At 73.3% G+C, this 12,983-nt stretch carries 9 protein-coding genes; 5 read left to right on the top strand and 4 right to left on the bottom strand.

Annotated elements, in window-relative coordinates:
- Positions 1–161: 161 nt before the first annotated feature.
- From ACFU5G_RS25210 to ACFU5G_RS25200, 3 genes are read right to left on the bottom strand one after another with little or no spacing between them, the layout of a single operon-like run.
- Positions 162–1,781 carry an amidohydrolase family protein gene (locus tag ACFU5G_RS25210; protein ID WP_377251009.1) on the bottom strand — a complete coding sequence of 540 codons (1,620 nt, stop codon included), beginning with the start codon at positions 1,779–1,781 and terminating at the stop codon, positions 162–164.
- A complete protein-coding gene (locus ACFU5G_RS25205) occupies positions 1,765–3,015 on the bottom strand; it encodes a glycosyl hydrolase (RefSeq protein WP_377251006.1) in 1,251 nt (416 codons plus the stop codon). Before ACFU5G_RS25205 ends, ACFU5G_RS25210 begins: the two co-directional genes overlap by 17 nt.
- Before the next feature lie 57 nt (positions 3,016–3,072).
- Positions 3,073–4,095, bottom strand: coding sequence for a LacI family DNA-binding transcriptional regulator (locus tag ACFU5G_RS25200; RefSeq protein ID WP_377251003.1), 1,023 nt, complete (start codon positions 4,093–4,095; stop codon positions 3,073–3,075).
- Between the two features lie 158 nt (positions 4,096–4,253).
- On the opposite strand from ACFU5G_RS25200, the gene ACFU5G_RS25195 reads away from it, so the two are divergent.
- The 5 genes from ACFU5G_RS25195 to ACFU5G_RS25175 are packed head-to-tail and all read left to right on the top strand — an operon-like array spanning position 4,254 to position 10,969.
- Positions 4,254–5,540: an ABC transporter substrate-binding protein gene (locus ACFU5G_RS25195; protein WP_377251000.1), complete on the top strand. Its 1,287-nt coding sequence runs from the start codon at positions 4,254–4,256 to the stop codon at positions 5,538–5,540.
- Between the two features lie 29 nt (positions 5,541–5,569).
- The gene (locus ACFU5G_RS25190) at positions 5,570–6,505 is read left to right on the top strand and encodes a carbohydrate ABC transporter permease (protein ID WP_377250997.1); all 936 of its coding nucleotides are present in this window, start codon (positions 5,570–5,572) and stop codon (positions 6,503–6,505) included.
- Between the two features lie 41 nt (positions 6,506–6,546).
- Positions 6,547–7,410: a carbohydrate ABC transporter permease gene (locus ACFU5G_RS25185; RefSeq protein ID WP_377250994.1), complete on the top strand. Its 864-nt coding sequence runs from the start codon at positions 6,547–6,549 to the stop codon at positions 7,408–7,410.
- Complete coding sequence (locus ACFU5G_RS25180) at positions 7,407–9,686, top strand: glycoside hydrolase family 3 N-terminal domain-containing protein (RefSeq protein WP_377250991.1); 2,280 nt, start codon at positions 7,407–7,409, stop codon at positions 9,684–9,686. Before ACFU5G_RS25185 ends, ACFU5G_RS25180 begins: the two co-directional genes overlap by 4 nt.
- Positions 9,683–10,969 (top strand): glycoside hydrolase family 125 protein, encoded by a 1,287-nt coding sequence (locus ACFU5G_RS25175; RefSeq protein ID WP_377250988.1) that lies wholly within the window; start codon positions 9,683–9,685, stop codon positions 10,967–10,969. The genes ACFU5G_RS25180 and ACFU5G_RS25175 overlap by 4 nt, the downstream gene beginning before the upstream one ends.
- Positions 10,970–10,972: 3 nt before the next feature.
- On the opposite strand, the gene ACFU5G_RS25170 is transcribed toward ACFU5G_RS25175, so the two are convergent.
- Positions 10,973–12,640 (bottom strand): LuxR C-terminal-related transcriptional regulator, encoded by a 1,668-nt coding sequence (locus tag ACFU5G_RS25170; RefSeq protein ID WP_377250985.1) that lies wholly within the window; start codon positions 12,638–12,640, stop codon positions 10,973–10,975.
- Positions 12,641–12,983: the final 343 nt, after the last annotated feature.

The following is a 12,983-nucleotide window of genomic DNA, read 5'->3' as shown; positions in this document are numbered from 1 at the left end:
GATCGGCACAGGCCTGTGCCGATCTCGATGCCAACTGCCGAACTCTCCGGTGCACCCCAGCCAACTGCCGACCTCAGCGGCGCACCGGCCGACTGCCGACCACCGCAGCGCGCCCCAGCCAACTGCCGACCTCAGCGCCCCTCAGCCCACCCAGCGCCCCCTCAGCGCAGCGCCCGCGACCGGTGCCGCAGCGCCCCACCCGGCCGCGCACCGGTCCGCACACCCTCCTCGATCACCGGCACCCCGCCCACGAGCACCCACGGGATCCCGTCGGCGGTGAGGCGCGGCTCGTCCGGCGTCGCGCGGTCGGCGACCGTCGCGGGGTCGAAGACGACGACGTCGGCCACGTACCCCTCCGCGAGGCGCCCCCGGTCGTGCAGGCCGAGCCGCGCGGCGGGCCGGGCCGAGAGGTGCACGATCATCTCGGCGAGCGACAGCACCCCCTCGTCGCGCACGTACCGCCCGAGGTACCGCGGGAACGTGCCCGAACCGCGCGGGTGCGGCTTGGCGCTGACCAGGATCCCGTCGCTGCCGCCCGTGTGCCGGGGGTGCCGCATGATCTCGCGGACGTTCTGCTCGTCGCCGACGTGCTGCAGGATGCTCGTGCCGAGCCGGTCGGCGAGCAGCAGGTCGAAGAACACGTCGGCCGGCGCCCGCCCCTCGTCCAGCGCGATCCGCGCCACGGTGCGGCCCACCCGGTCGCCGAGGGCGGCGTCGCGCACACCCGCGATCTCGATGCTGTCCCAGTCGACCGGCACGCCGTGGCAGCCGTCGCTGCCGACCACCTCGACCTGGTGCGCGATCCACGCGCGCTCCCCCGGGTCGCGCAGCCGGGCGAGCGTCTGCTCCGGGCCGCCCACCGCAGCGCGGCTGGGCAGCAGCGCCGACAGCGTGGTGGACCCCGGCAGGTACGGGTAGCTGTCGAGCGTGATGTCGACGCCGTCGGCGATCGCCCGGTCCACCAGCGCGAGCAGCTCCCCCGCCCGCCCCCGGTTCTCGGGGAAGTTCATGGTCGCGTGCGTCAGGTGCAGGGCGCACCGGGCGCGCTCGGCCACCTCGACCATCTCGGCGTACGCCCCGATCGCACCTGCCCCGTAGGACCGCTGGTGCGGGGCGTAGAAGCCGCCGTGCCGCGCGACCACCTCGGCCAGCGCGACCAGCTCGTCGGTGTCCGCGAACATCCCGGGCACGTAGGTGAGCCCGGACGACATGCCGAACGCACCCTCCCGCAGGCCCTGGTCCACCTGGGCGCGCATCTGGGTGATCTCCGCCGGCGTCGCCCGCCGGTCGCCCGTGCCCACGACGTTCATCCGCACGGTGCCCTGCGGCACCAGGTAGGCGACGTTGGTCGCGGTGCCGCGCCGGTCCACCTCGGCCAGGTACTCCGCGACGGACCGCCAGGAGAGGTCGACGCCGTCCGGGATGCCGTTCCAGCCCGCGATCTGCTCGCGGACCAGCGCCATGGTCTCGTCGGTGACGGGCGCGTACGAGATCCCGTCCTGCCCCACCACCTCGGTGGTCACGCCCTGCGTGACCTTGGCGAGGTGGGCGCCGTCCGCCAGGACGGCCAGGTCGGAGTGGGCGTGCATGTCGACGAAGCCCGGCGCGACGGCCAGCCCGTCCGCCTCGACGACCCGCGCCCCCGGCGCGTCGATCCGCCCGCCGACGCCGGCGATGCGCCCGCCGCGCACGAGCACGTCACCGACCACCGGCTCCGCCCCGCTGCCGTCGACGACGAGCCCGCCGCGCAGCAGCAGGTCGCCGTCAGACGGCGTCGACACGGACCAGCTCCCGGATGCCGCGGGCCTCCAGCGCCGCGGGGTCCGCGGCGGCGGCGCTGGTCACGACGGTGACCTCCACGCCCTCCTCGCGCAGCGCGTGCCAGCGCTCGAAGACCGCCCCGCCGGGCCCGAGCGACGGCCGGGACAGCGGCAGGTCGTCCGCGTCGACGTCGACCACGACGGCCACCGGACGCCCCGAAGAGGCCGGGCGCGCACCAGCACCCCGAGCCTCCGCGACGACCTCGGCGAACCGCCGCCCGAGCGGCTTGACGTTGTTCTCGGTGTCGAGCAGCCCCAGCGAGTACTCGAGGTCCTTGTAGTCGCCGAGGTCGCGGGTCACGTCGTGCGAGCACCACCAGGTGACGGCGTACAGGTCGTCCGTGGTGAGCGCCGCCTCGATGGTGCGGGCGCAGAACTCGGGCATCTCGGCCTCGGCGAGGTTCATCGAGGGCGCCCCGACCTCCTGCAGCCAGACCTGCCGGCCGGGCTGCGTGGCGAACGCCTTGGACAGCTCGATCATCCACTCGGCGTGCCGCACCGACTGCGGCGACAGCGCGCCGTAGGTCGCGGCCGTCCCGTTGAAGATCCAGGAGTGCACGGTCGTCACGTCGCCCAGGCGCGACGCGTGCGCCGGCACGAACGGGTGCTCGTCGCGGTACCAGAGGTGGTCGTTCTCGCTGTGCGTCACCACGTGCCGGGGGTCGCGGTCGCGCGGGGCCTCCAGCAGCGACGTCAGCCAGTGCGTGATCTCGTCGCGCTTGGCGGGCATCGCGGCCGGGTTGGGCCGCTGGAACTGGTTGAGCTCGTTGCCGAGCGTCAGGCCCAGGAAGTTCGGCTTGTCGCGGACGGCGTCGTAGACCGCCGAGACGAGCGCCGCCTGCGCGTCGATCGCCGGCTGGTCGGTGAACATGTTGCCGTCGTGCCAGTTCACGAGCCAGGCCGGCACGAAGTCGAAGCCGGACATGTGGCCCTGGATCACATCCACCGAGATGTCCAGGCCGTGCTCGGCGGCGATGTCGGCCACGAGCGCGATGTCGTCCAGCGCCCGCTGCCGGATCAGGGTGCGGTTGGGCTGCAGCACCGGCCAGAGCGGGAAGACCCGGACGTGGTCGACGCCGAGCGCCGCGATCGCCTCGAAGTCGGCGCGCACGACCGCGGGGTCGATCGCCATCCACTGGAACATCCAGTCCTTCGACGGGGTGTAGTTGACGCCGAAACGCGGGGTGGTGGTCAAGGGCCTGCCTCTCAGGTGACTCAGGATTCCCGGCCGTCGAGGACCGGGCGGGGTAACTCAGGCGTGGGTGCCGGGGGCGGCGGACGTCGACTCGCGCACCATGAGCTGGCGCCCGCCGACCGTCTGCGAGGTCACGGACTCGCCGCGCACCAGCCGCTCCAGGAGGGCGACGGCGGTGCGGGCGCTCTCCTCGACCGGCGCGTCCAGCGCGGTCAGCCGCGGGCGCACCAGGGTGGAGACCCAGGAGTCCTCCCAGGCGACCACGGAGAGCTGGCCAGGCACGCTGACCCCGAGCTCGGGAGCGTGCGCGACGATCTCGGCGGCGATCACCTCGCTGTCGACGATGATCGCCGTGACGTCGCCGACCCGGCCGAGCAGGTCGGCCACGGGGTCGGCCGCCGTGGCGTCCCAGACCGCGTAGGACGGCTCGACGCCGCGCTCGGCGGCCGCCGCGGCGAAGCGCCGGTCGCGGGCCTGGGTGTGCGCGAGGCCCGGCGCGTCGTTGATGCGCGCGACCCGGCGGTGCCCCAGCTCGCCCAGGTGGGCCAGCACGTCCGCGAACGCGGCGTCGTCGCGCACCGTGACGGCGGGGACCGCGGCGTCGACGGGCGCGCCGAGCACCACGGCGGGCGCGCCGAGCTGACCGACGAGGTCGAGCCGCGGGTCGTCCGTGCGGGCGTCGACCAGCAGGAACGCGTCGACGCGCTGCTCGGCCCACCACTCGCGGTAGACGCGCGCCTCGTCGTCCGCCCCCACGAGGGTGAGCGAGAGCGACCAGCCGATGTCGGCCAGGGGCTGGGTGAGCCCGGCGACGAGCCGCATGAAGAAGGGGTCACGACCGAAGGTGTCGCTCGCGCGGGCGATCACCAGCCCGAGGCTGCGCCCGCCCTGGCCCGACACCTTGCGGCTGGCGTAGTTGGGGCGCCAGTTGAGCTCGTCGGCGGCCTGCCGGATGCGCTCGGCGGTGGCGGCCGAGACGTTGGGCCGCCCGTTGAAGACGTGGGACACCGCGGACGGCGACACGCCGGCACGGCGGGCCACCGCGGCGATCGTTGCTCGTTTCGGGGGTGTTTCGGTCACGTGCCAGACACTACGGGGGTTGACCCTCCAAAGTAAAGCGGTATACATTCGCGGCCAGTCAGTTTGTGTACCGCTTTACAAGGCCCGGCACGCGGAAGTGCCCCGCCCTTTCGATCGACACACCGAAGTTTCCAGGTCGACCAGCTCCAGGAGGTCCCGTGTCACACGGCATCAGCAGGCGCACATTGCTGGGCGCCGCCCTCAGCGGCGGAATCATCGCCCCGCTGCTCTCCGCGTGCGGGCCGCTCGTCCCGGCGTCCAGCGGCTCGAACGCCCTGACCGTGCACACCCAGATCAGCGGCGCCGTCGCCGGCGCGCAGGTGTTCTCCGACGTCGTCGCCGCGTACCAGCGCGCCACCGCGCGCAAGGTCGCGCTGCTCAAGAACGGCTCCGACCTGCCCATCGTCTTCGAGACGAGCACCCTGGCGGGCAAGGAGGCGGACGTCGCCATCGTCAACATGATGGGCCGCACGCTCTCCTGGACCCGCCTGGGCGCGACCGTCCCCGTCAACGACTACCTCGACGACTGGGGCCTGCGGGACCTGATCATCCCCGAGGCGCTGGCCGAGTGGACCGACGACGAGGGCCGCCTGCGCGCCTTCCCGTTCACCCGCACCAACTGGCCGGTGTCGTTCAACACAGGGCTGCTGGAGGAGGCCGGCGTCGGCGCCATCCCGACGACGTCGGACGAGCTGATCGCCGCCGCCGACGCCCTGCGGTCCAAGGGCATCGGCCCCGTGACCGTCGGCGGCTCCGACTGGAGCGGCCAGAAGATGTTCCTGCAGATCCTCCAGGGCTTCATCACCCAGGACGAGGCGCGCACCGTGTTCTCCACGGGCAAGATCTCCGAGAGCCCCGGCGCGATCGCGGGCGTGGAGCACTTCGTCGAGCTGCGCGACGCCGGCGTCTTCGTCGACAACGTCCAGGGCTACACGTCCGACTCGGAGCTCACGCAGTTCAACACGCGCAAGGCCGCCATCGTGCCGGCCATGTCGTCGGCCCTCGCGCTGGTGCCGAACGAGCGCGCGGCGGAGGTGACCGTCGGCGGCTGGCCCAAACCGTCCACCGGCGGCGTGCTGGAACACCCGAGCGTCATCAGGAGCTTCAACGGCCACGGCATCTGGATCAGCGAGAACGGGCTGAAGAAGCTCGACCTGATCAAGCCGTTCGTGCAGAACCTGTACACCCCCGAGGTCACGGACGACTTCATCCTCGGGTCCGGGCGCGACATGAGCCGCATCACCGACACCGTCAGCCAGGACTTCCCGCTGGTCGCCCAGGGCTCGCGCCTCACCGACGACGACGTGACGCCCGTGATGCTGCCCGACCTGCTCATCCCCGACGCCGTGTTCGAGCCGATGATCCAGGCGACCGCGCTCGCCTACGGGTCCGCCCCGGCCGACCGCATCATCGACGCCTTCGAGAAGTCATACCAGGCGGTCTGACCGCTCGAGCTGGGAAAGGACCCCCACCCATGACCGCGCTCCTCGACGCCGGCCGCCCTGACACGACCGGTGACGGCAAGACCGCCGCCCCCCGCACCCGCCGCCGCGGGACCCTCCGCGACCGGTTCCCCGGTCTCGCCCTGCCCGCGCTGATCTGGTACGCGGTGTTCATGATCGGCCCCGTGGTCGCGATGTTCGTCATCGCGTTCATGTCGTGGCCGGGCATGCTCACCACGCCCACCCCGGCGGGCCTCGACAACTTCGTCCGCGTCTTCTCCGACGAGACCTTCTGGACTGCGACCCTCAACTCGGCCATCCAGATCGTCGTCGGCCTGCCGATCATGATCGGCCTCGCCTTCCTGCTCGCGTTCTACGTGGTGCAGAAGCCGCGCGGCCACCGCGTGCTGCGGTACCTGCTGTTCATCCCGGCGCTCATCTCCGCCCCGGCGACGGCGATGGTGTTCTACGCGATGCTCAACCCGGACGGCCTGGTCAACGGGTTCCTGCGCCCGCTGGGCCTGGAGGGCAACGAGTGGCTCGCCGACCCGACCACGGCGCTCGGCGCCATCATCGCCGTCGAGCTGTGGAGCGGCATCGGGTACTCCGCGGTGCTCATCGCGTCGCGGCTCGACGGCGTCGAGACCGAGATCGTCCAGGCCGCGCGGCTGGACGGCGCGAACGACTGGCGGCTGGCGTGGCGCATGTACTGGCCCATCGCGCGGGACTTCATCGGCGTCGTCGCGATGCTCCAGTTCCTGTCCATGCTGTTCAACTCGGCGCAGACCGTGCTGCTGCTCACGCAGGGCGGGCCCGAGAACGCGACCACGACGCTCGCGTACCTCATCTACCGCAAGGCGTTCGTCGAGACCGACCTGGGCTACAGCCAGGCCGTCGGCGTCGTCCTCTTCGTGATCGGGCTGCTCGGGATGTGGGCGATCCGCCGCACGCTCCGCGCCACGCACTGATCCCCGATCCGTTGCCTCCCGAACCTGCCCTGGAGAACCTCATGGCTCAGCGCGCCGCAGTCGCCCGTCGACTCCCCCTGCGCGACCGCATCGGCTCCATCACGAGCGGCACGCTCGCGTGGATCTACGCCGCACTGCTGGTCATCCCCTTCTACTACTTCATCGTTTCCTCCTTCAAGACGAACGAGGAGATCTTCGAGTCGCCGCTCGCCCTGCCGACGACGTTCGACTTCTCCAACTTCACGACGGCGATCCAGCAGGCCGACCTCGGCCTCGCGGTCGCGAACTCCGCGCTGACCACGGTCGCCGCGCTCGTGCTGACCCTGCTGCTCGCGCTGCCGGCGTCGTTCGCGCTGGCCCGGGCGCGCGGCAAGGCCGGCAAGATCGTCGAGAGCGTCTTCGCCCTCGGCTTCCTCATCCCGTCGTTCGCGGCGCTGTTCCCGACGTTCCTGCTCGCCGCGGCACTCGGCCTGTTCCACACCCGCACGTTCGTGATCTTCCTGCTGCCGGCAACGGCGCTGCCGCTCTCCATCGTCATCCTCACGTCGTTCATGCGCACCATCCCGCGCGAGCTGGAGGAGGCCGCCTCGATGGACGGCGCGTCGTCGCTCCAGGTGCTGCGGCAGGTCTACCTGCCCATCTGCGTGCCGGGCATCGCGACCGTGCTGCTGCTCAACTTCCTCTCGTTCTGGAACGCGTACCTGTACCCGCTGATCCTGATCGGCCCGGACACCGCGCAGCGCACCATCCAGGTGGCCCTGCCGACCCTCAAGGTCGACGCCGGGACCGACTACGGCGTGCTGATGGCCGGCACCCTGTTCACACTGTTGCCCGTGTACCTCGTCTACACCGTGCTCCAGCGCCAGATGCAGCGCGCCCTGCTGTCGGGGGCGGTCAAGGGATGACGCACGGCACCACCCTCCCGGCGGGCGGGGCGGCCACGCTCCCGCTCGCCACCCGGATCGGCCAGGTCAACCAGCGGCTGAAGGGCTGGGAGGCCGTCCGGTGGGTCGACGGCGCTCCCCGCGTCACCGACGTGCTGCGGCGCGAGGTGGACCGCTGGGGCGGGCTCGGGGCGCTGTACGGCGTGCTCCGCGCCGACCCGTGGTCCGCGGTGCGCTGGGACAACGGCATCCCGCCCGAGCGCAGCGCCGAGGCCTATGCCGCCGTGCAGGACCACGTGAACACCCACGGCGACGGCATCCCTGTGCTGTTCGTCGAGGAGGCGCCGCACGGCCTGATGGCGCTCGGCGGCACCACGCTGCCCGTGAACCTCGCGCTCGGCGTCGGCATGGACGCCGACCTGACCGAGGAGCTGGCGGCCGCCGTCGCCGCCGAGGCCCGGGCCCGCGGCACCCACGTGGCGCTCGTCTCGGGCCTCGACGTGCTGCGTGACCCGCGCTGGGGCCGCGCCGAGGAGTGCTTCTCGGAGGACCCGGCCCTGGCCGCCCTCCTGGTCGCCGCCACGGTGCGCGGCATGCAGGGCACCGCCTCGGCCGCCGACCCGATCGACGGCGCGCACGTCGCCGTCGTCGCCAAGCACCTGGCCGGGCAGGGCGCCGGGATCGGCGGGCGCAACGGCTCGGGCGCACCCGTCGGCCGCCGCGAGCTGGGCGAGGTCCACCTACGCCCCGCGTACGCCGCCGCCCGCGCGGGCGTCGCCGGCTTCATGGCCGCGTACAACGACGTCGACGGCGTGCCGTGCAGCGCCAACGAGGAGCTGCTCACCGGAACCCTGCGGGAGCAGTGGGGCTGGGACGGCGTCGTCATGGCCGACGGCACCGCGATCGACCGGCTCCGCGACAGCTCGCCCGACCCCGCCTTCGCCGCCGCGCTCGCCCTGCGCGCCGGCGTGGACCTGAGCCTCTGGGACGAGGCGTTCACGCACCTGGAGCCCGCGATCGAGCGGGGCCTGGTCGACGAGGCCGTCCTGGACCGCGCCGCCGACCGGGTGCTGGCCCTCAAGCGGCGCCTCGGCCTGTTCGGTGACCCGGTGCCGGGCGTCCCGGTCGAGCGCGACGTCGTCACCCTCGTCGAGCGGGCCGCCCGCCAGTCCGTGGTGCTGGTGGACGACGGCGGCGTGCTGCCGCTGCGCCCCGGCCAGACCCTCGCCGTCGTGGGGCCCAACGCCGACGACCTGGACGCGCAGCTCGGCGACTACACCCCGCCGCGCCCCGCGCCCGATCCCGGGGCCTCGACGGTGCGGTCCGCGCTCACGGCGCGGTTCGGCGCCGACCGCGTGCGGTACGCCGTGGGCAGCCGGCTGCGGGGACCCCTCGAAGAGCCGGACGCGCTCGACCAGGTCCGCGCCGCGAGCGCCGTCGCCGACGTGTGCGTCGTGGTGCTGGGCGGCACGAGCCGCCGCACCTACGACGACGAGTTCGCCGACAACGGCGCCGTCGACGGCCCCGCGCTCGACACGACCAACGGCGAGGGCGTGGACCTGTCGTCCGTGGCGCTCCCGCAGGCGCAGCTCGACGTGGTCCGGGCCGCGCGCGCGGGCGGCACGCCCGTCGTCGGCGTCGTGCTGGACGGGCGGCCGCGCGCGCTGACCGAGCTCCGCCCCCTGGTCGACGCGCTGCTGGTGGTCCCGTTCCCCGGCCCGACGGGCGGCGAGGCGATCGCCGCCGCGCTCTGCGCCGGCACGGCGTCCGGCCGGCTCCCGGCCACCTTCCCGGCCGCCGACGGCGTCATGCCGGTGGCGCACGACGAGCGCATGGAGACGGCCCGCGGCTACGTGGACACGGACGTGCTGCGCAAGCTGCCGCTGGGCACGGCGCACCTGCCCGGTGTCAGCCTGCACCTGGGCGGCGAGGCGGTCTCGGTCGCGGCGTCCGCACTGGCCACCGGGGCGGCGGCGCACCTGACCGTCGAGGTCACCAACACGAATGCGACCGAGGCGTCGCTGTCCGTGCCGCTGTACGGCCGGCGCCACGAGCCCGGCGTCCGGCCGCGACGCCGCACCCTCCTGGCGGTGCGCCGGGTGACCGTGGCGCCCGGCGCCACCGCGGCCGTGCCGTTCGAGCTCGGCCTGGACGAGCTCGGGTCCTGGACGACCGGCGCCCCGCAAGCCGCGCCCGTCACGCTCAGCGTGTGGTGCACGCCAGAATCGGACCCGCCCGCCCACGCCCTACCGGTCCGCGTGACCGACCAGAACGGAGCCACCCCATGGGAGCGATGACGCGAACCCAGCTCGACCCCGCGATCACGACGGTCCTGACCGACGCCGCCGAGCGGGTGCGCGCCACCTCCGGCGCGCGCGTGGGCGACATGGTCGAGGCGGCGCTGCTGCGCACGCTGACCGACACGGTGACCATGGGCGACGACGGCACCGCGTTCGTCATCACCGGCGACATCCCGGCCATGTGGATGCGGGACTCGACCACGCAGCTCACGCCCTACCTGCGGTTCCTGGGCTCGTGCCCGCCGCTGGCGGACCTGGTCGCCGCCGTGGTGCGGCGTCAGCTCGCGAGCCTGGACCACGACCCGTACGCGAACGCCTTCAACGACGGCCCGACGGGCGCGCACTACGACCCGGACGACGTCTGCGACGACCCGAACGTCTGGGAGCAGAAGTACGAGATCGACAGCCTGGCCTACCCGGTCACGCTCGCGCACACGCTGTGGCGGGCGACCGGCCGCACCGACGTGTTCGACGAGCGCGCCCACCGGGTGCTGACCACGATCGTCGCCCAGCTGCGGACCGAGCAGGACCACGACGCGTCGCCCTACCGGTTCGAGCGGGAGACCGAGATCCCGACCGAGACGCTGGCGCGCGAGGGCCGCGGCACCGCCGTCGGCCACACGGGCATGACCTGGAGCGGGTTCCGTCCGTCGGACGACGCCTGCACGTACGGCTACAACGTCCCGGCCAACCTGTTCGCGGCGCAGGCCCTGCTCGCGGTCGCCGAGATCGCGGCCGAGGTGCTCGACGACGCCGCCCTGGCCGCCGACGCGCGGGCGCTCTCCGAGGAGCTGGTCGCGGGCGTCGCGGAGTTCGGCGTCGTCGAAGGTCCGCACGGCGCGCGCGTCTACGCGTACGAGGTGGACGGGCTCGGTGCCGCGCTCCTGATGGACGACGCCAACACCCCGTCGCTGCTGTCCCTGCCGCTCAACGCCCCGGACGTGCTCGACGCGGAGGTGTGGCGCGCGACCCGCGAGCTGGTGCTCAGCCCCGCCAACCCGTACTACGTGAGCGGCACGGCGGCGAACGGCATCGGCAGCCCGCACACCAAGCCGGGCCGCGTCTGGCCGATCGCGCTGGCCGTCGAGGCGCTCACCGGCACGGCCGAGGACCGGGTGCGGATCCTCGACGTGCTCGCCCGGACGGACGGCGGCACGGGCCGCATGCACGAGTCGTTCGACGCCTCCGACCCGGCGGCCTACTCGCGGCCGTGGTTCTCCTGGGCTGACTCGATGTTCTGCGAGGTGGCCCTGGTGGTCGCGGCGGAGTCCGCCGGCTGACGGTCACGCCGTCCGGTGCGTGTCCGGCGGGATCAGGCCGAGCTGCCCCGCCTTCGCGAGGGCGCTGGTGCGGCTGGACGCGTTGAGCTTGCGGTAGACCTTGCGCACCTGGGTGCGCACGGTGTTGACCGAGACGCCGTGGTCCGCCGCGATCCGCACGGCGCTGTCCCCCGCTGCCAGCCCGGCCAGCACCGCCCGCTCACGCCGGGTCAGCAGCACGATCGGGCCCGAGGCCGGGTTCCGCGCGTCGTCGAGGGTGCGGGTCATCCCCAGGCTCCGGGGGTCCGTGCCGGTCAGGTGGCACAGCTCCAGCACCTCGTCCCGGGGGAACAGGGCGAACGGCGTCAGCAGCCCCTGCCGGCCGAGCTCGACGGCGTGCAGGAACCGCGCCCGCGCCTCGTCGAGCTCACCGGAGCGCAGGTGCACCACGGCGATGACGAGCTGGAGCTCCAGCGCGTCCCGCGGGGTCACCCCGGCGTCCCGCATCGCCCGTCCGGCCACCGTCAGCGCGCCGTCGGAGTCGCCGGCCAGCAGCCGCACCCGGGCCGCGGGCGGCAGCAGCCGGCCGGTGGTCGTAGCGGTCTCGGCCAGGGCCACCACGCGGTTGCCCTCGCCGGTCGCGGCGAGCAGGTCGGCGTGCGCCCGCAGCAGCACCGGGTGCGCGTCCGGGCCCGGCCGCACGCCCATCCCGTGCGCGAAGCACGCCGCGTCGAGGCCCAGCAGGCCGTTCACCGGCTCGTCGAAGGCCACCGAGTACGCCGCCCACGCGGCCGCGAGGAACGGCCAGAGGTCACCCGGGTCCTCGGCGCTGCCCGCCTGGTCCAGAGCCTGCTCCGCGGCGTAGGAGTCGAGCCGGTCGATCGCGAGGAGCGCCCGTGCGACGACCGCGCCCAGCAGCAGGTGGTGCTCCAGCCACTCCGGGACGGGTCCGCACTGCCCGATGCGGTCCAGCCAGCTCTCGGCCATCGCGTGGTGCCCGCGCACCGCCGCGAGCAGCGCGAGGTTCGCGCACGCGGCGGCGCCCGCGAAGTGCTGGAACGGCGGCGGTCCGGCCTGCTCGTAGGCGCGGCGCAGGTGGCCGTTCGCGACGGCGGGGCGCCCGGCGAGCATCGCCGTCACGCCCCGGTTCAGGGCGATCAGGCCCGGCCGCCCCACCCGGCGGTCGCCGCTCCAGGGCAGCGACCCGGCGTCGTCGGTCCGGAGGAGGTGGTCCTCGACCCAGGCGCCGATGCCCTCCGCCGTGCGGTACTGGCCGCGCATGCGTGCCGCGTGCATCGCGAGCGCGCCCGCGGCGACCATGTCGCCGGGCCGCGTGAACGAGCGCAGCCGCTTGGACAGGCGCACGCCGTGCAGCTCGAAGAGGCGCATCGTGGCGCGCAGGTGCGCATCGTCGCCGGCCTCGGCGAGCTGGTAGGCCAGCACGCCCGCCATGAGCAGCCGCGGACGGCGGGCGGCCATGGTGGCGGGCAGCCGTTCGAGCAGGCCGAGCAGCTCCGGACCGAAGCGCGCGGGCAGCTCGAACCACCACACGTCCGCCAGGTCCTCGAGGGTGTCCAGGTCTCCGGTGGCGATGGCGCTCAGCACGCCGTGCTCGCCGTGGTCGTCCGCCCGGCCCCGCGCTTCCTGGGTTTCCGGCTCGAGCGTGACAAGCCACTTCAGGTCGTAAGACAAGTTGGTCGCGTCCCATTTCCACCAGGCCGTCGGCGCACTTCCGTGACGGGGAATTCGGCCTGGGGTGCCGGCTCGGCTGCCCGGCCGCAGCGGCCGGGCGCAACAAGGGGGCAACTCCGGCGTTTCCCCTGCTCAGGGCTACACCAGTGCTGGTTCGTCAGGAGTGGAGCATCGTTTCGCATGAAGTATGCGACGGCACTATAAGCCGTTCCATAAACCCTTGAAAAGGGGTGTCCGATACGGCCGGAAATTATCAACCATAAAAGCAACAATTGCCCGGATCAACGCGCTGCTCCGTAATGCACGGAATCCGGCCGGCGGCGGTCCCTCGCCCCGCCACGAG

Source organism: Promicromonospora sp. NPDC057488, assembly GCF_042802395.1.
Classification (GTDB): Bacteria; Actinomycetota; Actinomycetes; order Actinomycetales; family Cellulomonadaceae; genus Promicromonospora.
Note: the sequence above shows the minus strand (reverse complement) of the source record. Positions and strands in the feature narration are given on the sequence as shown.

Coding starts and splice junctions, on each gene's coding strand:
- ACFU5G_RS25180 (WP_377250991.1), top strand. CDS start 7,407: ATGACGCACGGCACCACCCTCCCGGCGGGCGGGGCGGCCACGCTCCCG.
- ACFU5G_RS25185 (WP_377250994.1), top strand. CDS start 6,547: ATGGCTCAGCGCGCCGCAGTCGCCCGTCGACTCCCCCTGCGCGACCGC.
- ACFU5G_RS25190 (WP_377250997.1), top strand. CDS start 5,570: ATGACCGCGCTCCTCGACGCCGGCCGCCCTGACACGACCGGTGACGGC.
- ACFU5G_RS25175 (WP_377250988.1), top strand. CDS start 9,683: ATGACGCGAACCCAGCTCGACCCCGCGATCACGACGGTCCTGACCGAC.